Here is a 17,736-nt window from a genome sequence, read left to right on the forward strand (position 1 = left end):
CTAGAGCCTTCTGTCAAAATTGGTGGTGACGACCTTCCACCCTTCGTACAGGTCGTCGGGAAGATTGAAAGGCGCGGCCAGCTTGACCGCGCGAATGGCCTGCTCCTGGTGGCGCGAGACCTGCGCCGCATTCGACGCGGTCTTGCCGCTTGTGGAAACAATCTGCGGCTCGCCGTCCAGCGTCCCGTCGGGCTTCAGGCGGAAACGCACCTTGGTCACGAGCAATTCGGCATCGGCACCTTGCGGAGCCTGCCAGTGGGGCTTGAGCTGACGGCGAATCGCCGCGCCAAGCGCCGAGACCTGCTTGGGGCCGATCGCGGCGGCGGGCGCTCCGCTCCCCGATTCCGAGGTGCCACCCGAGACCCCGTCGAGGAAATTCGAGCTGACGCGGCTTCCACCCGCCTTCTTGGGTTCCGAAGTGGCCTTGGAACTGGAGGCGGTGGAGGGCTTTGCGCTCGGCTTGGAGACGATGTCGTCGATCGCGCTCGACTTGCGGCTGGGCGCAGCCTTGGGCTTGGGTTCGGCCTTCGCCGGTTCGGGCTTGGGCTTGGGCTTCGCCTTGGGGGCCGGCTTTGGCGCAGGTTTTGGCTTGGGTTCGGGCGCGGGCGGCGTCGGACGCGGCTCTTCGGGTTGCGGGGCGGGAGCCGGCTCGGCCGGTGTCTCGGGCTCGGGCAGCGCTTCGGGTGCGGGTTCGCCGAGCGTGGGTGCCATATCGGGTGCGGCCTGGCTGAAGGGATCGGGCGAAGTCGAGGTCATCCCCACCTCGTCGCTGATCGAGACCTCGATGCGTTCGGGGCGCGGCACGATCTCCTCGGGTGCCGGGCGCAGCAGGAGCACGCCCAGAAGCCCCGCGTGGAGGACAACCGCCACGACGAGACCAACGCCTTCATCCTTTCGCAGTGCAAGCGATGCCATGGCCCGTGAACCTACGTCAGCTTCCTGAACCGCCGCTGACGTCGGTCACCAGCGAGATCGAGGTGAAGCCAGCTCGGTTGAGTTCGCCCATGACCCCCATGACGCGCCCGTAGTCGAGCGCCTTGTCGCCGCGCAGCGAAACGAGCGGCATCTTGCCGTCCGCGCCCGGCTGCACCGAAGCCAGGCGCTCGCCAAGTTCGCCCGCAGCCAGTTGCTGATCTTCGTAGAAGATGGCCCCGTCACGGCGCAGGGTAATGGTGATCTGCTGGGTTTCCTCGGCCATCGCCTTGGCGCGGCTCTGCGGCAGTTCGATCGGCACGGCGGCCTTCAGAAGCGGGGCGGCCACCATGAAGATGATGAGCAGCACCAGCATGACATCGACCAGCGGGGTCACGTTGATCTCGGCCATGGGGGCGCGGCTGCGCCCACCCCGGCCGCGCCGTCCTCCGCCGCCGTTGAGGCCCATCGCCATCTCAGCGCGACTCCAGCTGGCGGGTCAGCGCGGCGTGGAGCTTGTCGGCAAAGCGCTGGAGGCGCGATTCGACCATGTTCACGCGGTGCGAGAAGCGGTTGTAGGCGATCACGGCGGGGATCGCGGCGAAAAGGCCGATGGCGGTCGCGAAGAGCGCCTCGGAAATGCCCGGCGCCACGACCGCGAGCGAGGAATTCTGCTGCTGGCCGATCTGGAAGAAGCTGTTCATGATGCCCCAGACCGTGCCGAACAGGCCCACGAACGGCGCGACCGAGCCGACGGTTGCAAGGAAGTTCAGGCGGTTGGAGAGGTTCTCGGCCTCCTCGCCGACCGACGAGGTCAGCGCGAGCGCGATACGCTGGCGCGCGCCCTCGGCATCGAGCGTGGGAACCTGCGCGTTGCGGCGCCACTCGGCCAGGCCCGAGCCCGCGACCTTGCCCATCGGCACGTCGGCGCGGCGGCGCTCCTTCTGGAACGCCTCGAAGTTCTGGGCCTTCCAGAAGCCGTCCTCATACTCGTCGCAGGTGCGGTTCACGCGGGCGATGCGGAAGGTGAAGGTGACAATGATGGTCCAGACCCAGACGCTAGCCAGGATCAGGCCCAGCATGATCGCCTGCACGACGATATCGGCATCGAGAAACAGGGTCACCGGATTGAGCCGGTCGCTGTCACCGGCAAAATCAAGCGTGGGGGCGAGCAGGTCGAGGATCATTCGTGTCCTTCCGGAGCGGATGCGGGCGTAATGGGGTGTACGGGTGAGAAAGTGGCGAAGGCCTGTTGCCAGGCCTCGGGTTGACGGCGCGGTCGTCCATCACGGCCGATGAACCCGACCTTTACCACGCCCTCGGCCAGCTTGGTTTCCCCGCGCCAGGCGGTCTGGTGCAGGGTGCAGCGCACCTTGCCGACCTGCTGCGCGGTGGTGACGATGATGACGGTGTCCCCCAGCCGCGCGGGCGCGAGATAGCGGACATGGACTTCGGCCACGGTGTAGAGCCCCGAGCCATCTTCCAGCGCGGCGCTCTGGTCGATGCCGAGCACCTCGAGCAGGTCCGAACGCGCGCGCTCGAACCAGGCGACGTAGTTGGCGTGGTAGACCACGCCGCCCGCATCGGTGTCGTCGTAATAGACGCGCAAGGGATAGTGGTGCGAGCCGCTGGCATCCTCGTTGCCGGAAGGAACGATGGTGCCGTTGACGGGCGCAAGCGAAGTCAGGGGAGGAGGGCTGGTCATCGTGCGCGGAGCAATAGCGCTCACATGATGCCCTGCAAAGAGAAGCTGCGTGTCACATGCGGCCTGGAGGGCAGATTGTGGTTGAAAGAGGCCCCGGCGTCCGGCCAGTTGCCCCCTTGCTGCGACGGCGCGTGCCGGGCGGTCCCGGCACGCACCGCAGAACGCGTCAGTCCGCGATCATCTGGAAGAACTGGCGGCCGCCGAAGATGTGGACGTGCAGATGCGGCACTTCCTGGTGCCCGGCCTGCCCCATGTTGACCATGAGGCGGTAACCCGGCGTGTCGAGCTCCAACTGGCGCGTCACATTGCCGACCGCCCGCATGAAAGCCGCGATCTCGGCGTCGTCCGCCTTTGCGGTGAAATCGTCCCACGAGACATAGGCGCCCTTGGGGATCACCAGCACGTGGACCGGCGCCTGCGGGCGGATGTCGTTGAAAGCGAGCGCAACCTCGTCCTCGTAGACCTTGTCGCAGGGCAATTCGCCGCGCAGGATCTTGGCGAAGATGTTGGCGTCGTCGTAGGGCTGCTTGGGATCGATGGGCATGGACGTCTCCGGCGTGGAACGAACGTGAAAAGTATCAGTCCTGGGCGCGCGCGGCCTTTTCGGCGATCCCCGACACGCCTTCGCGGCGGTCGAGTTCGGCCAGGACATCGGCAAACGGCACACCCTTGGCGTTGAGCAGGACCATGAGGTGGAAGATCAGGTCCGCTGCCTCGCCCACCAGCGCAGCCTCGTCCTCGGCGAGTGCGGCAATGACCGTCTCGGTGCCCTCTTCGCCGACCTTCTGGGCGATCTTCTTGATGCCCTTGGCGTTTAGCCTGGCGACATAGCTCGACGACGGGTCGGCCTGGCGGCGCTGCGCGATGGTGGCTTCAAGGCGGGCCAGGGTATCGGATGGTGTATCGGGTGCGCTCATGATGCGCCTGCCATGCGGTGCGCGGCCGCGCCGGTCAAGCCCGCTGTTCGGCGCAGCTTACTCCCCCTTGCGGCCTCGCGAGAAGCGACGCCCCAGCGCCACCCCGGCAATGCCCAGGCCCAGCAGAAGAAGCCCGCTTGGTTCCGGCAGGCTCACGCCGTCCGCCGCATGCGCCGGAAGCGCGCCGAGCAAAGCTCCGCCAAAGGCAACGCACACGATCTGGAACAGCATCGCCCTCTCCCCAATGGCGCAGATAGTGACTTTGGCCATTCCCGTAAGCGAGGCCTGTCTCAAGCCCTGAATACGTAATTGTCCTGGAATGAGCCACACCAGTTCAGACCAGCGCGGCGCGGCAGCGCCCCGGCTCAACCGTGGTGGAGCGACTGCCCTCGCGCCGGAAGCCCGGCCGCGCGCAGCGCCGCGTGGGCCTCGGCGATCGAATGGGTGCCGAAGTGGAAGATCGAGGCTGCCAGGACCGCGCTCGCATGCCCCTTGGTGACGCCCTCGACGAGATGCTCGAGATTGCCCACGCCCCCGCTTGCGACGACCGGCACGGACACGTTGTCGGCAATCGCGCGGGTCAGGTCGAGGTCATAGCCCTTCTTGGTACCATCGCCGTCCATCGAGGTGACGAGCAGTTCGCCCGCGCCCAGACTTGCCAGCTTCGCGGCGTGCTCCAGCGCGTCGATCCCGGTCGGGCGGCGCCCGCCGTGGGTGAAGATTTCCCAGCGCTTGGGGCCGGTGCCGTCATCGACGCGGCGCGCATCGACCGAGGCGACGATGCACTGCGCGCCAAAGCGCGCGGCGATGTCCGAGACGACTTCGGGCCGGGCGACAGCGGCCGAATTGACCGCCACCTTGTCGGCCCCTGCCAGCAGCAGCGCGCGCGCGTCCTCGGCGGTGCGCACGCCCCCGCCCACGGTCAGCGGCATGAAGCACACCTCGGCGGTACGGCGCACGATGTCGAGCAGCGTGCCCCGGCCCTCGTGGCTGGCCGAAATGTCGAGGAAGCACAGTTCGTCGGCTCCGGCCGCATCATAGGCGCGCGCCTGCTCAACCGGATCGCCTGCGTCCTTGAGGTCGACGAAGTTGACGCCCTTGACCACGCGGCCTTCGGCCACGTCGAGGCAGGGAATGACACGGACGCGAACGGTCATGGGCTCAGTCCTTTTCCGCCATCTGGATCGCGGTGGCGAGATCGAGGCGCCCATCGTAAAGCGCGCGGCCGGTGATGACGCCCTCGATGCCGTCCTTCTCATGCAGCTTGAGCATGCGGATGTCGTCGAGCCCCTTCACGCCGCCGCTCGCGATCACCGGCATCTCGGTCTGGCGTGCAAGGTCGACGGTCGCCTGCACGTTGCAGCCCTTGAGCATGCCGTCGCGGCCGATGTCGGTGAAGAGCAGCGAGGCGACGCCCGCATCCTCGAAGCGGCGCGCAAGATCCACGACCGACACGTCGGAGACATCGGCCCAGCCCTCGGTCGCAACCATGCCATCGCGCGCGTCGACGGCGACAACGATGCCGCCCGGGTATTCGCGCGCCATGTCCTTGACGAACTGCGGGTCCTTGAGCGCGGCGGTGCCCATCACGACGCGGCTGACACCCAGGTTGAACCAGCCCGCGACAGCCTCGGGCGTGCGGATGCCGCCGCCCAGCTGCACATGGCCCTCGAAAGTCTCGAGAATGGCCTCGACCGCCTCGCGGTTCTCGGCCTTGCCCGCGAACGAGCCGTCGAGATCGACGACGTGCAGGAACTGCGAACCGGCCTCGGCGAAGAGCGCAGCCTGGGCCGCCGGGTTGTCCCCGTAGACGGTGGCGCGCGCCATATCGCCTTCGGCGAGACGCACGACCTGGCCTTGCTTGAGGTCGATGGCGGGAAAAACGATCATGTCAGGGCTTCCAGTCGAGGAATCGGGTCAGGAGGGCAAGGCCGTAGGCCTGGCTCTTTTCGGGATGGAACTGCACGCCCACGACGTTGTCCTGCGCGACCGCGGCAACGAGGCCACCGCCATGGTCGGTCATCGCGGCAATCGCGTGGCCCTCGTCGGGCACGAAGTGGTAGGAGTGCAGGAAGTAGGCTTCACCGGCTGCGATGAGCCCCTGCGCGGGATCGTGGCGGCCTACGCCCACATCGTTCCAGCCCATGTGCGGGACCTTGATGGCCGGATCGTCGCGCTCGATCCGGCGCACCTCGCCCGCGATCCAGTCGAGCCCGGGGGTCGTGCCGAACTCGAGCCCGCGCGAGGCGAGCAGCTGCATGCCCACGCAAATGCCAAGGAACGGCGCGCCGCCGATCTGCACCCGCTCGTGCAGGGCATCGACCATGCCGGGAATCGCCCAGAGCGCATCGGCGCAGGATTTGAACGCGCCCACACCCGGCAGCACGATGCGGTCGGCCGTGCGCACGAACATCGGGTCCGCCGTGATCGTGACCTTCTCGGCGCCTGCGGCTTTCAGCGCATTGGCGACCGATTGCAGGTTGCCCGCGCCGTAATCGATGAGGGCCAGCTTCTCGGCCATCAGAGCGACTTGGCCCCGAGGATACCCTTGGTCGAGGGGACCGCCCCGCCCTTGCGCGGGTCCAGTTCGACCGCGGTGCGCATGGCGCGCGCAAAGCCCTTGAAGATGCCCTCGCAGATGTGGTGGTTGTTGGTGCCGTAGAGCAGTTCGATGTGGAGCGTGATGCCGACCGCCTGCGCGATCGAGTGAAACCAGTGCTCGACCATCTCGGTGTCGAACTCGCCCAGCTTGTCCTGCGTGAAACCCGCCTTCCAGACAAGGTAGGGACGGCCCGAGATATCGAGCGAGACCCGGCTCAGCGCCTCGTCCATCGGCGAATTGACGTCGCCGTAGCGCCCGATGCCCGCCTTGTCGCCCAGCGCCTCGGAAATGGCCTGGCCGATGGCGATGGCGCTGTCCTCGGTCGTGTGGTGCTGGTCGACGTGCAGATCGCCCTTGATGCGGCAGGTGATGTCGATCAGCGAATGGCGCGAGAACTGCTCGATCATGTGATCGAGAAAGCCGATGCCGGTCGTGACATCGTATTGGCCGGTGCCGTCGAGATTGACCTCCACATGGATGTCGGTCTCGTGAGTCTTGCGGGTGATCGAGGCTGTACGCATGAAATGGGCCTATAAACCTGTGCGAGCGGGAATCAATCGCATGCGTTGTTCGCGCCCACTTTCCGATTGCATCCGTGTGGCCAGCGGTGACCTGATGTATTTTCGACGCGCGCGCGCACGGAATGGTGCAAAAATGAGTCCATTGTGGCTTGACCCCAAGCCCAACGATGCGCACCTAGAGCGCGATGAACGATACGCCACCCGATAGCCTGATCCCTTACGATGAAATCGTGCAGGAAGCCCTGCGCGCCGTCGTGGGACGCGTGCTGGGCCAGGTCGAAGCCACCAATGGCGTCCTGCCCGGCAATCACCACTTCTATATCACGTTCAAGACGGGCGCTCCGGGAGTTTCCATTCCCCCGGAACTGAAAGCCCGCTTCCCGGACGAGATGACCATCGTTCTGCAGAACAAGTTCTGGGACCTTGCCGTCAGCGACGACAGCTTCACGGTCAGCCTGAGCTTCAACCAGATGCCCTCCAAGCTCGACATTCCTTTCTCGGCGATCACCGCGTTCGTCGATCCGGCTGTCGATTTCGGCCTCCAGTTCCAGGCCATGGAAGGCGACGAGGACTTCGACGACACGCTGCCGGCCGAGAACGATCCGATGGAACGCGACATTGCCTCGCGCGTTACCCCCAGCGAAGACGGCTCCAACGTCGTCTCTGTGGATTTCGGCAAGAAGTCGTAATCGGCCCCACGTGGCCGCCTGCACTTCAAGACGCGGCCCTGGCGCCGCACCAGGATGGAAACGCGCACGATGGCAGGCAGGAAAGAGGCAGAACCGACCGCTCCGCTGACGGTGGACGTGGATCGTCCATCACCTCTGCCCCTCGATGTGCAGCAAGCGCAGGTTACCCCGGGCCTCAGCCCGGGCCTGCGTTACGTCAAGCGCGCGGACTCCAAGCTGCCTGCCGCGCGGGTGCTGGGGCCCAGCCCCAACCCTGCAACCAACCTCGCCATTGCCGACATCGCCCTGCGCGCCACCTCGCTGATCGCGCGCCAGGCGGTGGAGCGCGCGCTGCTCGGCCGCGCCTATGCGCCGCGCAAGGCCCGCCAGATCCTGCGCGGCCGCTCGATGGCGCAGGTCCTCCTGCACCGCTCGATCGCCAAGGTCGCCATGCGCTCGATCCCCGGCGCGCTGGTGGTGGGCGGAAGCCTCATCGCCAAGACCTTGTATGACCGGCATAAAGAGCACAAGGCCGCGGCCTCGGGCGCAGCTAAGCTCGCGGAAATGGCCGAGGACGGCGCCCAAGACTAGGCCCGTCTCCGGCCACCTGCACCTTCCCGAACCGTGGAGGTTTCGCCGTTTGCGGGCCAGTTCCGCTTGATTTGCGCAAGGTCTGCCTGCATCGGGAGGCATGCCCAGCGACACCTCCTCCACACGTTCCGCCCATGACGAAGGCAACGCGCTCGACCGGCGCGGCCTCATGCTGATCCTCTCCTCGCCCTCGGGCGCAGGCAAGACGACGATCTCGCGCATGCTGCTCGAACACGATCCGCACATCCGCAACTCGGTCTCGTGCACCACCCGCGCCCCGCGTCCGGGCGAGGTCGATGGCCGCGATTACCACTTCGTCAGCCAGGACCAGTTCGACCGCATGGCCGAGGATGGCGAGTTCCTCGAATGGGCCCACGTCTTCGGCAAGAGCTACGGCACCCCCAAGGCGCAGGTGAAGGCCGGGCTCAAGGCCGGGCAGGACTACATCTTCGACATCGACTGGCAGGGCACCCAGCAGCTTTACCAGAAGCTGGAACGCGACGTCGTGCGCATTTTCCTGCTGCCCCCCAGCATCGAGGAACTGCGCCGCCGCCTGACCGGACGCGGCACCGACAGCGCCGAGATCATCGCCGCGCGCATGGAGCGAGCCCGCTCGGAAATCAGCCACTGGGACGGCTACGATTACGTCGTGGTCAACGATGACATCGAAGCCTGCTTCGCCAAGGTGAAGCAGATCCTGGCTTCCGAACGCCTGCGCCGCGCGCGCCAGACCGGCCTCATCGGCTTCGTGCGCGGCCTCATGGAGCCCGACGACGAACTGGGCTGATCCCTTGGCGCCGGAGGCGGGCGAAATATTCGAACACGCTTAGCCCCACCGCAATCCTTTTTCTTGTTCAACGCGCCCCGCCGCGATAGGCGCAGCGCCGAAACGTACCTGCAACCCATCTTTTTCCCGGAGACACCCCAGATGTCCGATATCGAAACCGCGATCGAAGCCGCCTTCGAAGACCGCGCCAACGTGACCCCTGCCAGCGAGGACGTGCGCAAGATCGTCGACGAGGCGCTCGGCCTGCTCGATTCGGGCAAGGCGCGCGTGGCCGAACCCGACGGCGAAGGCGGCTGGAAGGTCAACCAGTGGCTCAAGAAGGCGGTCCTCCTCTCGTTCCGCCTGAACGACAACGCGCCGATGGAATACGGCTCGGCTGGCGCGCCCGCGTTCGACAAGGTGCCTCTGAAGTTCACCGGCTGGACCGAAGCCGACTTCAAGGACGCGGGCATCCGCGTGGTTCCGGGCGCGGTCGTGCGCCGCAGCGCGCACATCGCCAAGGGCGTGGTCCTGATGCCCTCGTTCACGAACCTGGGCGCCTACGTGGGCGAAGGCACGATGGTCGATACCTGGGCCACCGTCGGCTCGTGCGCGCAGATCGGCAAGAACGTCCACATCTCGGGCGGCGTGGGCATCGGCGGCGTGCTCGAACCGCTCCAGGCGGGCCCGGTCATCATCGAGGACAACTGCTTCATCGGCGCGCGTTCGGAAGTGGCCGAAGGCGTGCGCGTGGGTGAAGGCGCGGTCCTCTCGATGGGTGTCTACCTCGGCGCCTCGACCAAGATCGTGAACCGCGCAACCGGCGAAGTCCACGTCGGCTACGTGCCGCCCTACTCGGTCGTCGTGCCCGGCACCCTGCCCGGCAAGCCGCTCCCCGACGGCACCCCCGGCCCCTCGCTCTACTGCGCGGTGATCGTGAAGACCGTCGACGCGCAGACCCGCTCGAAGACCGGCATCAACGACCTCCTGCGCGACTGATCGCGTACGGCCTGCGATCCACGCAGGAACATATCGGCGCCATGTCGCGTTCCTTTTCGGATAAGCACATTATCTGCGGAAAGGATGCGACATGGAACGCCCCCCTACCGAAACGCACATCGACGAGGATGCCGCCCGCGGCGGCGACACGCCCCATATCGTGCGCTACGTCCTTGGTATCAGCCTCGCGCTTGCCATCATCGGCCTCTCGCTCGCCTGGATGACCGGCGCGCTGCTCTCCGGCGAGGAAGAAGAGACTTCGGCCTCTGGCGCAAATGCCGAGAACGTGATGCAGGCCCCGGACGAGGCCGCCTGAAACCGATGGCCACCGACTTTGACAAGGGCACCTGCGTGCGCTGGAACTGGGGGGATGGCTCGGCCAGCGGCACGGTCACCGAGCGCTTTGAAAGCCGCGTCACCCGCACCATCAAGGGCAGCGAGATCGTGCGCAACGCCAGCGCCGACAACCCCGCCTACCTGATCGAACAGGAGGACGGAGCGCAGGTCCTCAAGAGCGCCTCGGAACTGAAAAGGGCCTAAGACCCTCCCGCCCCCCGTATCCGCGCGGACACAAAGGGGGACAGGACCGGCACCGCGCGCTCAGAACGCTGTTGGCGATTCGATGGCGGGATCCTGTGCGTGCGCCTTGGCATAGGCTTCCGCGGCCTTCAGCACGCGCATCATGTTGCGGCTGGAGATCTTCTCCAGATCGTCCTGCGCGAAACCCCGACGCGCCAGTTCGGTGAAGAGCGCCGGATAGGCCGAGACATCGGGCATTCCCTCGACTCCCACCGATCCCCCATCAAAGTCGCCGCCAAGGCCGATGTAGTCGGTGCCGATGCGCTTGGCGATGTACTCAACGTGATCGGCGATCTGCGCCACGGTCGCGACCGGCTTGGGGTGCGCCGAGATCCAGCTTTCCATGCCCGCCTCAGCCGTCTCGGGCGCGTTGGGATAGAGCGACTTCAGGCGGGCGGCCTCACCCAGTCGGCTCGCCTGCCACTGGCGCAGGTCCTCGCTGACATAGCTGGGGTAGAAGTTCACCATCACGATCCCGCGATTGGCCTTGATCCGATCGAGGATCGCGTCGGGCACGTTGCGCGGGTGGCCATCTACACCTTGCGCGCCCGAGTGGCTGAAGATCACCGGCGCGCGCGCGACGTCGAGCGCATCGGCCATGGTCTTGGGCGAAACGTGGCTGAGATCGACCAGCATGCCGATGCGCTGCATCTCACGCACGAGATCCTTGCCGAAGTCGGTCATCCCGTCATGTTCGGGCGCGTCGGTGGCACTGTCGGCCCAGGGGGTGTTCTTGAAGTGGGTCAGCGTGAGATAGCGCGCGCCCAGCTCGTACATCTGGCGCACGACGCCTAGCGACGAGCCAATCGAATGCCCGCCCTCCATGCCGATGAGCGAGGCGATCTTGCCCGCCTTGCGCGCCGCTTCGACCTCGGCCGAACTGGTCGCGTACATCATCTCGTCCGGGTGCGCGGCGATGATCCGCTTCATGACGTCGATCTGCTCCATCGTCGCCTGCACCGCCTGCTGCTCGTTCAGCATGGCCGAGACGTAGACCGACCAGAACTGCGCCCCGACCTTGCCTTCACGAAGACGCGCCAGATCGGTCTGCATCGGTCCCTTGCCGTTTTCCGGATCGGCCGTGTTCATCGTGTCGGCAAAGTCGAAGCCGGCCAGGATATCCTGGCGCCGCTCGCGCAGCTGCTCGGGCACGTCGTTGTGGCCGTCCCAGACCGGCGCGTTGCGCAGCGCGGCAGCCGCGACATCTGCGGGCGATGACGCCGCGTGCCCGCTCACCGGCCACGTCACGGCGGTGGCAAGAACAAGGGCGAGCAGCGAAGGGCGGGACATAGAGGAACACCTTGTGGGAATGGGGAGAGGGCCAAAGTGGCGCAGCCGCCCTGCCCCACGCAAGAGCCAATTCACCGGAACCCAAGGTATTCACGAGAAAAAACCGCTACCGTACGCACGGTTGCCCTTGGCGCCCACATCGGCGATCCTACCCTGGCTCCCCTGCCAACCACCGGAAGGACACTGCATGCACGCTCCTGCAAGCCCCGCGACGCTCATCGAGCGCCTTGGCCTGATCCCGCATCCTGAGGGTGGCTGGTACAAGGAAACCTGGCGTGCGCCTGCCCCGGACGGGGAGCGCGCGGGCGCGACGGCGATCCATTTCCTGCTCGAAGCGCACCAGCGCTCGCACTGGCACCGGGTGCTCGATGCGGACGAGATCTGGCTGTGGCATGCGGGCAGTCCGCTCGCCCTGGCCCAGTCCGAAACCGACGCCGGGCCGGTACGTCAGGAGATCCTGGGCGGCGACATCCTCAATGGCGAGGCGCCGCAACTGCGCGTGCCCAAAGGCTACTGGCAGGCAGCCTGGCCGCTCGCGCGCGGCGCGCCAGGCTGGACTCTGGTCAGCTGCATCGTCACCCCCGGCTTCGATTTTTCGGTGTTTGAGCTGGCTGCGCCAGGCTGGACTCCGGGGAACTGACGGAAAACGGGCAAAAAAATAGCAGGGCACCGCAGGTCTTGAGCCTGCTTGCGCCCTGCACGGTCTCCCCTCCCTCGGTGTCCGTTCGTGTGTTCCTTCGCCGTTCGTCAGTTCAAGGCGAGGTCCATTCGTTCTGGTCGGTCCGACTTCGTGGCCGGACCGTACCGGCCTGCACGACCTTGGGCCGCGCAGCTTCTCCTCCAGCTTCACATCCCCGAGACGATCTGCCTCTTTCTCCCGGATCACCTGCCCCACGCCGTTTCTATTGGCATGTTTTCAACGTGGGTCAGACGGTCCGCATCGGTGAAAGGGCCAGATCGTCCGCTCGGGGGTCAGGGTGGGCGCACAGGGGGTGAACAGTGCGCCCAAGCTCTACAAATCCAGAAGCGGCTCCGAACGTCCCGTCATCGACAGGGCGTATACGATCAGGCCCGCGTTAAGCATTGCCAGAAATTGCTTCATGACACGCATCCTCTTCCCGAAGACGTCCCGACTTTGCCGCGAGATCATCTTCTTTTCCCGTAGACATCGTCTAGCAGAATCAGCCGTTGAAGAAAAGCAGTTTGCGCAATTTTCGATTAAAAAACAGATATTTTGCAATGCAATAGGATTTCCGAACCGGGAAGTACTGCTATTTCTCCAGCACAAACAAGGCGCATGGCACATCAGGGCGGCGATGCCTGATGGAACCATCTTGCCCCTGCGGCATTGAATTTGCGGAAAGGGGCAAAGGAGAAACTTCGTGCCGTATACCAAGCCACTGGTTCTGGCCGTGTCGGCCTCGTTCCTGCTTGGCGGCCTGACCGGCGCCGTTATGCCCACGCGGATGAAGGCCCCGATCGGCCCCGACTGGCGCGACACGTACAACGCCCCGCTCCAGCTCGACGGCCCCAGCTTCTATGTGGAACCGGGTCCGCAGGACCTCACCCCGGCGCGGGCCGAGGTTGACGAACCCATCGGCATCAGCCCCGCTGTGGCCATGGACACCCCAGCAGCGCCGGTCGAGACAACTCAGCTCGCATCGCGATAGGGTCTTGCCGCACTCCAGGCGCAGCCTTGGCGTGTCGTTAGGCCGTCCGCCAGGGTTGCCGTGAACGGATAGCTGCGGTCCGACATGCCGTCACTGCACACCCCTTGTGTGATCGCCAGCGTCCAGACTTTGCCATCCCGTTCGCCGCTGAAGGAGAGGCCTCCGCGCCCCGCAAAGCGCGTGACCGCGATCTCCTGTCCTTCCGACAGATCGGGCGCAGTGTAGATCATCTGTCCACGTTCCACCCGCACACCCCAGAAGGGCTCGGTTCCGCTGGCCTGCACGGTTTCATCCGGCGCGATGGCGCTCCAGGGACGCGAATCATCGGCGTCGCCGGGCACCGACTCGGAGTTCGACTGGCATCCTGCAAGAATCAGTGCCGCCAGACAGCTCACAAGGACATGTTCGACATACGCACGACGCATTGGCATTCCAGATAATCCTCCAAACCGGGTTCGCACGTCGCCCTCTGCCTGTTCCGATCGCGAAGTGCAAAAAGGTTCGAGGGCGATTTTTTATCCGACAGGCGAATATCAATGCGCCATAGCCATCGCACTTATGAAATCTCGAGTGTCGTTTCGCGCTAAATCTCATGGTTTTAGCACCTATGTTGCACTTTATGCACCATTTGGTTCCGAAATCTGCATTGCGTGCAAGGGCGATTATGCGGATGCTGCATCGCAACAAAGACAAGAGGTGCCAGGGCAAGTCCTGCAACCCCAACCACATAAGGATTTTGCCATGTTCAAGTCGATTTTCACCGCCGCTGCCGTTGCTGCCGTTGCTCTTCCCGCCGCGGCCCAGGCCAGCGAAGCCCGCAACTTCTCGCACGAGGGTGTCGATTACGCCTACACCTCGCAGCAGAAGGGCAAGATCACGGTCATCGAAGGCAAGGCCGAAGGCCGCGTCCCCTTCCGTCTCTACGTCAAGGGTGACCGCGTGACCGGCATGTACAACAACCGTTACGTCAGCTTCACCAAGGACGAAGTCCTGCACGACAACGTCCTCGCGGACTGATCGCAGGCCGCGCGAACGGGACCTTTCCTCCTCTCTCCCAACCCCGTTCGCTGCAGATCCAGCGCGTGAAGGGCGCCTTCCCCGTGGAAGGCGCCCTTTGTGCGTCCGCCCTGCTCCGGTTATGACGAAGTGCGAAGGCGCCCTCGGGATGCGGGCGCGCCGAACACGACACGAGATGGATGAGCAATGCGCGTACTGACCTGGTTCCTGGCGATTGCCGGCCTCGCCTTTCTTGGCGGAATGCTGGCCAGCAGCGACCTTGGCCGCTCATTGCAACACTACGGAGCAGGCGAACCGGACACGATTGGCCAGGCCCCCGGGCTCCACGAGCCATTCGCCGATCTGCCTGACGCCGAACCAGCCCCCTATGAAATCGACCAGGCGCCCGAGACCTTGCCTGGCGATGCCCGTGATGACGAGAGGAATGCCGCAGGTGCGCACGCGTTGCCGGACTGGTTGTTCCCCTCGTCCGCGGACGACTCCGCCCCTGCCCCGGCGGCACCCTACGCGCAGGCTCCGCGCTCCGAACGATCGGAGAGCCGCTCGGGGGCGATAAACCCTACGCTCGATGACGCCGCGCGGCGCGCGCAGGAGACCGCCCAGGCCGTCCGCGATGCCGAGAATGCGCTGAACTGACCCTTACCATCCCGAGCCATGCGATTCGGGATCAGTGCTTCAGGCGAGACTCGCGGCGTCCCGGCACGATCCGGATCTGGAGTTCGCCCCCGGACGCGGCGACATCGTACTCGGCACTGATCTCCTGCATCTTCGTGCGGATCCACGCCTCGTCGGCGTCCATCGCGATGGGATAGCGCGCGATCACCATGCCATCGAGCGTGTCGACCACGCAGAAATGTCCGGTCCGGGACTGCTCCTGCAGGGCATCGAGATCGATACCTTCGGCCAGATCCCATTGGCCCCGGTCGCGCGAGCGGATGCGGCGACCGCAGTGGCGGCAGGTGCAGGTCACGACCCCGTCGGCATCGCGGCTTCGCGCCCCCGCCGGAACATGGCGTCGCGTATACCAGCACGGCGCGAGTGTCCGGGATGCCCCACTTCGGCTCAGCATCTCGGCGTCTCCTCCTTGCGTAATTTCCCTCTATGGCAGGATAGGATCGAAACCCCTTCGAGGCGTAAACCTCGCACTACGCAATCTCCCGCGAGGCAGTGCGCGAATGTGGCAGGACGAGGAGATCGATGGTTACGGCATAGCGTTAAGCAAGGGTAAGAAAGATTTCCGCCTCGATGACCCAGCCGCCGGGCCCCTCGCGCCACTTCGCGACGTAGCTCCCCGAAGCCGCCGGCGCATCGGCGCCAACCACGATCCCGTGCCAGGCCCCGTACTCCATCGCGATGGGCGCGACTGCGGACACCTCGATCCGATCGGGAAGGCGCGCGTAGACCATCCGCCCGGGACTCGCGAAGTCGCGCTTCCATACCTTCACCTGCGCCATGCGCCCGGCAATGACCGCGCTGTCCGTGCCCGTGAGCATCACGCAGTCACGCGCGAGAATCGGACCGATCGCCGTGGCATCGCCTTCGCGAATCGCGGTATTGAAGGCCGCACGGCGTGCACGGATGGCCAGTTCGGTCGATTGGTCGGTCATCGGGACGGTTTTCTCCTTGCACGGGCCGGGACTGTATGTGTGCGCATCTAGCCCGTTTTCCAGCGGAACCAAACCGACAAGGCGCCCGCCGAACCATGCCACGAAAGTCTGGCTAAACAGCTGCAATCAAATTCTATTTGAGCATGTGAACAATTTGCAACAACGCAGAGCCCTCTTCCCTTGCGGCCCGACGCATGAGTGCTAGAGGGGCGAGGCAGCCAGCGGGATCGCTATCCAGCAGGCGGGCACCGTAAAGGGCGTTTTTTGTCGATGCGACAAGCTCCCTTACGATCTGCCCTATGGCCTTTCCCAGGAGGCCAAGAGTTTTCATGCGAGCGCGTCGAGCCTTGTCGTTTTCCGCCTCGCACGGTCCGGCGTGACCGCTCCTGACGGCTTTCGGGTCCCAGGAGCGCGGAGCGGGGACAGGAGCGACGTGTCCCTCTCTCCTGTCCCTGCTTCGCAACCTGCGCCCCACGTTTTACGCTCCCATTTTACCGTACACTCTGCCATGGCCCGGACCTTGCCCGGAAGGATCCCGCATGAGCGACGACGAAGACTACGTGTACGATGAAGAGAGCGGCGACTGGATGCCCGCCAGCGAACTGGCGGCCAAGCGCGCGGCACAGGACACCGTCGAGGTGCGCGACGCGGTAGGAAACCTGCTGGCCGATGGCGATGCCGTCACGCTGATCAAGGATCTTGACGTCAAGGGCGCGGGCCAGACGCTGAAGCGCGGCACGCTGATCCCTTCGATCCGCCTCACCGGCGATGCCCAGGAAATCGACTGCAAGTACCCGGGCATCAAGGGCCTCGTCCTGCGCGCCGAATTCGTCAGGAAGCGGTCCTGACGCGCCCATGACCTCGCTGCAGGCGCCGTGTCAGGCGCCTGCGGTTGGCCGCGACACGCGGCGAATAGACCGCCAGCATCGTCTGCATCACCTGTTCCGGTGCCATCGGCCCGGCCTGCGCGAGACGCTGCGACAGGCTGAAGGCGGCAGCCAGCTTCTCGATCACCATCCGCTCGGCCTCGCGCCCGTGTCCTGGCCGCTCGAACGCGATCATGGCGGTCCGCATCGCGATGACGCTGGAGGCCTCCGCCCACATCCACCAGGCCTCACTGGCCAGTTGCAGCCAGTGCAGCGCCGCGGTCGGCGGCGCATTCGAAGTGGGTTTGGCAGCGGGCATCGGGACGACTCCTTGGTGGGCGAGTGAGTATCCTCCCAAACCATGCTGCAGTGCAACAAGTTCCGTACCCGAATCCGCTATCCGGGGAACTACGCGCGGCCTTCACGCGCTTGGGAAACACCACCCCAGCAAAGGAAGGAATGCCCCAGATGAGCGTCAACATCGCCACCGCCCGCTACGAAGGTCTCGGCAAGGACGGCAAGGGCCATGTCGCCACGAAGTCCGGCGCGCTCGACGCGCCCTACGGTTTCCAGACGCGCTTCGAAGATGCCCCTGGCACCAATCCGGAAGAGCAGATTGCCGCGGCCCATGCATCCTGCTTCACGATGGCCACCAGCTTCGCCCTGGCCGGCGAGGGCTATACCGACGGCAGCCTGGAAACGACCTGCGAAGTCACGCTCGAAAAGGATGGCGATGGCTTCAAGGTATCCAAGAGCGCCCTTTCCCTGAGCGCGAAGGTCCCCGGGCTCGACAAGGCAAAGTTCGAGGAGATCGCCGCCGGGGCCAAGGCGAACTGCCCCATCTCCAAGCTCCTGACGTGCGAGATCACGCTCGAGACGACGTTCGCCTCGTAAGCGCAAGCCTGCCCCGATTCGCGCAGGAGCCCGGACCGAATGTCGCGGCTCCTGCGCCAATTGCGGCCTCCGTCCTCCTCCTCTGGATCGGGAACTCGGAACACGGAACACGGACGGAGCAAAGGAAATGCT

29 protein-coding genes are annotated in these 17,736 nt (G+C 65.4%); 13 read left to right on the forward strand and 16 right to left on the reverse strand.

The features are described 5' to 3' along the window. From HT578_RS08120 to hisB, 11 genes are all read right to left on the reverse strand, one after another. Positions 1-915, reverse strand: coding sequence for a TonB C-terminal domain-containing protein (locus HT578_RS08120; protein WP_213503594.1), 915 nt, complete (start codon positions 913-915; stop codon positions 1-3). Between the two features lie 16 nt (positions 916-931). After that, on the reverse strand, positions 932-1,387 hold the full coding sequence (locus HT578_RS08125) for an ExbD/TolR family protein (protein WP_039390994.1): 456 nt from the start codon (positions 1,385-1,387) through the stop codon (positions 932-934). A 1-nt stretch (position 1,388) separates the two neighbouring features. After that, the gene (tolQ, locus tag HT578_RS08130) at positions 1,389-2,099 is read right to left on the reverse strand and encodes a protein TolQ (RefSeq protein ID WP_213503595.1); all 711 of its coding nucleotides are present in this window, start codon (positions 2,097-2,099) and stop codon (positions 1,389-1,391) included. Further along, positions 2,096-2,617, reverse strand: coding sequence for a YbgC/FadM family acyl-CoA thioesterase (locus HT578_RS08135; RefSeq protein ID WP_213504198.1), 522 nt, complete (start codon positions 2,615-2,617; stop codon positions 2,096-2,098). The genes tolQ and HT578_RS08135 overlap by 4 nt, the downstream gene beginning before the upstream one ends. Positions 2,618-2,783: 166 nt before the next feature. Beyond that, positions 2,784-3,161 (reverse strand): histidine triad nucleotide-binding protein, encoded by a 378-nt coding sequence (locus HT578_RS08140; RefSeq protein ID WP_213503596.1) that lies wholly within the window; start codon positions 3,159-3,161, stop codon positions 2,784-2,786. 34 nt (positions 3,162-3,195) lie between these two features. After that, positions 3,196-3,534 (reverse strand): phosphoribosyl-ATP diphosphatase, encoded by a 339-nt coding sequence (locus HT578_RS08145; protein WP_039390989.1) that lies wholly within the window; start codon positions 3,532-3,534, stop codon positions 3,196-3,198. 57 nt (positions 3,535-3,591) lie between these two features. After that, on the reverse strand, positions 3,592-3,804 hold the full coding sequence (locus tag HT578_RS08150) for a PEP-CTERM sorting domain-containing protein (RefSeq protein WP_239026558.1): 213 nt from the start codon (positions 3,802-3,804) through the stop codon (positions 3,592-3,594). 95 nt (positions 3,805-3,899) lie between these two features. Then, positions 3,900-4,691: an imidazole glycerol phosphate synthase subunit HisF gene (hisF, locus tag HT578_RS08155; protein ID WP_213503597.1), complete on the reverse strand. Its 792-nt coding sequence runs from the start codon at positions 4,689-4,691 to the stop codon at positions 3,900-3,902. 4 nt (positions 4,692-4,695) lie between these two features. After that, positions 4,696-5,424 carry a 1-(5-phosphoribosyl)-5-[(5-phosphoribosylamino)methylideneamino]imidazole-4-carboxamide isomerase gene (gene hisA, locus HT578_RS08160; protein WP_213503598.1) on the reverse strand — a complete coding sequence of 243 codons (729 nt, stop codon included), beginning with the start codon at positions 5,422-5,424 and terminating at the stop codon, positions 4,696-4,698. A gap of 1 nt (position 5,425) precedes the next feature. Beyond that, positions 5,426-6,055 (reverse strand): imidazole glycerol phosphate synthase subunit HisH, encoded by a 630-nt coding sequence (hisH, locus tag HT578_RS08165; RefSeq protein ID WP_039390983.1) that lies wholly within the window; start codon positions 6,053-6,055, stop codon positions 5,426-5,428. Beyond that, positions 6,055-6,657 carry an imidazoleglycerol-phosphate dehydratase HisB gene (gene hisB, locus HT578_RS08170; RefSeq protein ID WP_039390981.1) on the reverse strand — a complete coding sequence of 201 codons (603 nt, stop codon included), beginning with the start codon at positions 6,655-6,657 and terminating at the stop codon, positions 6,055-6,057. The genes hisH and hisB overlap by 1 nt, the downstream gene beginning before the upstream one ends. 185 nt (positions 6,658-6,842) lie before the next feature. Between hisB and HT578_RS08175 the strand changes: the two genes are divergently transcribed. The 6 genes from HT578_RS08175 to HT578_RS08200 all read left to right on the forward strand — a co-directional run bounded on the left by HT578_RS08175 (position 6,843) and on the right by HT578_RS08200 (position 10,221). Continuing rightward, complete coding sequence (locus HT578_RS08175; protein WP_039390978.1) at positions 6,843-7,346, forward strand: SspB family protein; 504 nt, start codon at positions 6,843-6,845, stop codon at positions 7,344-7,346. 69 nt (positions 7,347-7,415) lie between these two features. Then, positions 7,416-7,916, forward strand: a complete 501-nt coding sequence (locus HT578_RS08180; RefSeq protein ID WP_239026559.1) for a hypothetical protein — start codon at positions 7,416-7,418, stop codon at positions 7,914-7,916. Positions 7,917-8,016: 100 nt separating this feature from the next. After that, positions 8,017-8,703: a guanylate kinase gene (gene gmk, locus HT578_RS08185; RefSeq protein ID WP_039390975.1), complete on the forward strand. Its 687-nt coding sequence runs from the start codon at positions 8,017-8,019 to the stop codon at positions 8,701-8,703. A 141-nt stretch (positions 8,704-8,844) separates the two neighbouring features. Further along, a complete protein-coding gene (dapD, locus tag HT578_RS08190) occupies positions 8,845-9,681 on the forward strand; it encodes a 2,3,4,5-tetrahydropyridine-2,6-dicarboxylate N-succinyltransferase (RefSeq protein WP_213503600.1) in 837 nt (278 codons plus the stop codon). Between the two features lie 91 nt (positions 9,682-9,772). Then, a complete protein-coding gene (locus HT578_RS08195) occupies positions 9,773-9,997 on the forward strand; it encodes a hypothetical protein (RefSeq protein WP_213503601.1) in 225 nt (74 codons plus the stop codon). A 5-nt stretch (positions 9,998-10,002) separates the two neighbouring features. Further along, positions 10,003-10,221: a hypervirulence associated TUDOR domain-containing protein gene (locus HT578_RS08200; RefSeq protein WP_213503602.1), complete on the forward strand. Its 219-nt coding sequence runs from the start codon at positions 10,003-10,005 to the stop codon at positions 10,219-10,221. A gap of 60 nt (positions 10,222-10,281) precedes the next feature. Here HT578_RS08200 and HT578_RS08205 read toward each other — a convergent pair whose 3' ends face one another. Next, positions 10,282-11,550 (reverse strand): dipeptidase, encoded by a 1,269-nt coding sequence (locus HT578_RS08205; RefSeq protein ID WP_213503603.1) that lies wholly within the window; start codon positions 11,548-11,550, stop codon positions 10,282-10,284. Between the two features lie 187 nt (positions 11,551-11,737). On the opposite strand from HT578_RS08205, the gene HT578_RS08210 reads away from it, so the two are divergent. From HT578_RS08210 to HT578_RS08220, 3 genes are all read left to right on the forward strand, one after another. Beyond that, positions 11,738-12,190, forward strand: a complete 453-nt coding sequence (locus tag HT578_RS08210; protein WP_213503604.1) for a cupin domain-containing protein — start codon at positions 11,738-11,740, stop codon at positions 12,188-12,190. Positions 12,191-12,650: 460 nt separating this feature from the next. Continuing rightward, positions 12,651-12,902 carry a hypothetical protein gene (locus tag HT578_RS08215; RefSeq protein ID WP_144400903.1) on the forward strand — a complete coding sequence of 84 codons (252 nt, stop codon included), beginning with the start codon at positions 12,651-12,653 and terminating at the stop codon, positions 12,900-12,902. 30 nt (positions 12,903-12,932) lie between these two features. Next, positions 12,933-13,220 (forward strand): hypothetical protein, encoded by a 288-nt coding sequence (locus HT578_RS08220; RefSeq protein WP_052322228.1) that lies wholly within the window; start codon positions 12,933-12,935, stop codon positions 13,218-13,220. Here HT578_RS08220 and HT578_RS08225 read toward each other — a convergent pair. Then, the gene (locus HT578_RS08225) at positions 13,202-13,645 is read right to left on the reverse strand and encodes a COG3650 family protein (protein ID WP_213503605.1); all 444 of its coding nucleotides are present in this window, start codon (positions 13,643-13,645) and stop codon (positions 13,202-13,204) included. The genes HT578_RS08220 and HT578_RS08225 overlap by 19 nt on opposite strands. Positions 13,646-13,961: 316 nt before the next feature. Between HT578_RS08225 and HT578_RS08230 the strand changes: the two genes are divergently transcribed. Continuing rightward, positions 13,962-14,237, forward strand: a complete 276-nt coding sequence (locus HT578_RS08230; protein ID WP_039390963.1) for a hypothetical protein — start codon at positions 13,962-13,964, stop codon at positions 14,235-14,237. Positions 14,238-14,423: 186 nt separating this feature from the next. Next, positions 14,424-14,873, forward strand: coding sequence for a hypothetical protein (locus tag HT578_RS08235; RefSeq protein WP_213503606.1), 450 nt, complete (start codon positions 14,424-14,426; stop codon positions 14,871-14,873). Between the two features lie 31 nt (positions 14,874-14,904). Here the strand turns inward: HT578_RS08235 and HT578_RS08240 are convergent, their stop codons facing one another. Further along, positions 14,905-15,306 (reverse strand): hypothetical protein, encoded by a 402-nt coding sequence (locus HT578_RS08240; protein ID WP_213503607.1) that lies wholly within the window; start codon positions 15,304-15,306, stop codon positions 14,905-14,907. Between the two features lie 145 nt (positions 15,307-15,451). Next, complete coding sequence (locus tag HT578_RS08245; protein WP_213503608.1) at positions 15,452-15,844, reverse strand: YybH family protein; 393 nt, start codon at positions 15,842-15,844, stop codon at positions 15,452-15,454. Positions 15,845-16,383: 539 nt separating this feature from the next. Here HT578_RS08245 and HT578_RS08250 point away from each other — a divergent pair. Next, positions 16,384-16,692 carry an alkylphosphonate utilization protein gene (locus HT578_RS08250; RefSeq protein ID WP_213503609.1) on the forward strand — a complete coding sequence of 103 codons (309 nt, stop codon included), beginning with the start codon at positions 16,384-16,386 and terminating at the stop codon, positions 16,690-16,692. On the opposite strand, the gene HT578_RS08255 is transcribed toward HT578_RS08250, so the two are convergent. Beyond that, positions 16,676-17,029, reverse strand: a complete 354-nt coding sequence (locus HT578_RS08255; RefSeq protein WP_213503610.1) for a hypothetical protein — start codon at positions 17,027-17,029, stop codon at positions 16,676-16,678. The genes HT578_RS08250 and HT578_RS08255 overlap by 17 nt on opposite strands. A 149-nt stretch (positions 17,030-17,178) precedes the next feature. On the opposite strand from HT578_RS08255, the gene HT578_RS08260 reads away from it, so the two are divergent. Beyond that, positions 17,179-17,604: an OsmC family protein gene (locus HT578_RS08260; protein ID WP_213503611.1), complete on the forward strand. Its 426-nt coding sequence runs from the start codon at positions 17,179-17,181 to the stop codon at positions 17,602-17,604. Positions 17,605-17,736: the final 132 nt, after the last annotated feature.

The sequence above is a fragment of the Novosphingobium decolorationis genome, assembly GCF_018417475.1.
Lineage (GTDB): Bacteria > Pseudomonadota > Alphaproteobacteria > Sphingomonadales > Sphingomonadaceae > Novosphingobium > Novosphingobium decolorationis.

Bases quoted from the DNA above. Each gene is read 5' to 3' on its own strand.
- HT578_RS08250 (WP_213503609.1), top strand. From the start codon at position 16,384: ATGAGCGACGACGAAGACTACGTGTACGATGAAGAGAGCGGCGACTGG.
- gmk (WP_039390975.1), top strand. From the start codon at position 8,017: ATGCCCAGCGACACCTCCTCCACACGTTCCGCCCATGACGAAGGCAAC.
- HT578_RS08195 (WP_213503601.1), top strand. From the start codon at position 9,773: ATGGAACGCCCCCCTACCGAAACGCACATCGACGAGGATGCCGCCCGC.
- HT578_RS08245 (WP_213503608.1), bottom strand. From the start codon at position 15,844: ATGACCGACCAATCGACCGAACTGGCCATCCGTGCACGCCGTGCGGCC.
- HT578_RS08120 (WP_213503594.1), bottom strand. From the start codon at position 915: ATGGCATCGCTTGCACTGCGAAAGGATGAAGGCGTTGGTCTCGTCGTG.
- HT578_RS08205 (WP_213503603.1), bottom strand. From the start codon at position 11,550: ATGTCCCGCCCTTCGCTGCTCGCCCTTGTTCTTGCCACCGCCGTGACG.
- HT578_RS08145 (WP_039390989.1), bottom strand. From the start codon at position 3,534: ATGAGCGCACCCGATACACCATCCGATACCCTGGCCCGCCTTGAAGCC.
- hisB (WP_039390981.1), bottom strand. From the start codon at position 6,657: ATGCGTACAGCCTCGATCACCCGCAAGACTCACGAGACCGACATCCAT.
- HT578_RS08215 (WP_144400903.1), top strand. From the start codon at position 12,651: ATGACACGCATCCTCTTCCCGAAGACGTCCCGACTTTGCCGCGAGATC.
- HT578_RS08175 (WP_039390978.1), top strand. From the start codon at position 6,843: ATGAACGATACGCCACCCGATAGCCTGATCCCTTACGATGAAATCGTG.
- HT578_RS08230 (WP_039390963.1), top strand. From the start codon at position 13,962: ATGTTCAAGTCGATTTTCACCGCCGCTGCCGTTGCTGCCGTTGCTCTT.
- hisF (WP_213503597.1), bottom strand. From the start codon at position 4,691: ATGACCGTTCGCGTCCGTGTCATTCCCTGCCTCGACGTGGCCGAAGGC.
- tolQ (WP_213503595.1), bottom strand. From the start codon at position 2,099: ATGATCCTCGACCTGCTCGCCCCCACGCTTGATTTTGCCGGTGACAGC.
- hisH (WP_039390983.1), bottom strand. From the start codon at position 6,055: ATGGCCGAGAAGCTGGCCCTCATCGATTACGGCGCGGGCAACCTGCAA.
- HT578_RS08180 (WP_239026559.1), top strand. From the start codon at position 7,416: ATGGCAGGCAGGAAAGAGGCAGAACCGACCGCTCCGCTGACGGTGGAC.
- HT578_RS08240 (WP_213503607.1), bottom strand. From the start codon at position 15,306: ATGCTGAGCCGAAGTGGGGCATCCCGGACACTCGCGCCGTGCTGGTAT.
- HT578_RS08140 (WP_213503596.1), bottom strand. From the start codon at position 3,161: ATGCCCATCGATCCCAAGCAGCCCTACGACGACGCCAACATCTTCGCC.
- HT578_RS08225 (WP_213503605.1), bottom strand. From the start codon at position 13,645: ATGCGTCGTGCGTATGTCGAACATGTCCTTGTGAGCTGTCTGGCGGCA.
- HT578_RS08210 (WP_213503604.1), top strand. From the start codon at position 11,738: ATGCACGCTCCTGCAAGCCCCGCGACGCTCATCGAGCGCCTTGGCCTG.
- HT578_RS08200 (WP_213503602.1), top strand. From the start codon at position 10,003: ATGGCCACCGACTTTGACAAGGGCACCTGCGTGCGCTGGAACTGGGGG.
- dapD (WP_213503600.1), top strand. From the start codon at position 8,845: ATGTCCGATATCGAAACCGCGATCGAAGCCGCCTTCGAAGACCGCGCC.
- HT578_RS08150 (WP_239026558.1), bottom strand. From the start codon at position 3,804: ATGGCCAAAGTCACTATCTGCGCCATTGGGGAGAGGGCGATGCTGTTC.
- HT578_RS08260 (WP_213503611.1), top strand. From the start codon at position 17,179: ATGAGCGTCAACATCGCCACCGCCCGCTACGAAGGTCTCGGCAAGGAC.
- hisA (WP_213503598.1), bottom strand. From the start codon at position 5,424: ATGATCGTTTTTCCCGCCATCGACCTCAAGCAAGGCCAGGTCGTGCGT.
- HT578_RS08125 (WP_039390994.1), bottom strand. From the start codon at position 1,387: ATGGCGATGGGCCTCAACGGCGGCGGAGGACGGCGCGGCCGGGGTGGG.
- HT578_RS08235 (WP_213503606.1), top strand. From the start codon at position 14,424: ATGCGCGTACTGACCTGGTTCCTGGCGATTGCCGGCCTCGCCTTTCTT.
- HT578_RS08255 (WP_213503610.1), bottom strand. From the start codon at position 17,029: ATGCCCGCTGCCAAACCCACTTCGAATGCGCCGCCGACCGCGGCGCTG.
- HT578_RS08135 (WP_213504198.1), bottom strand. From the start codon at position 2,617: ATGACCAGCCCTCCTCCCCTGACTTCGCTTGCGCCCGTCAACGGCACC.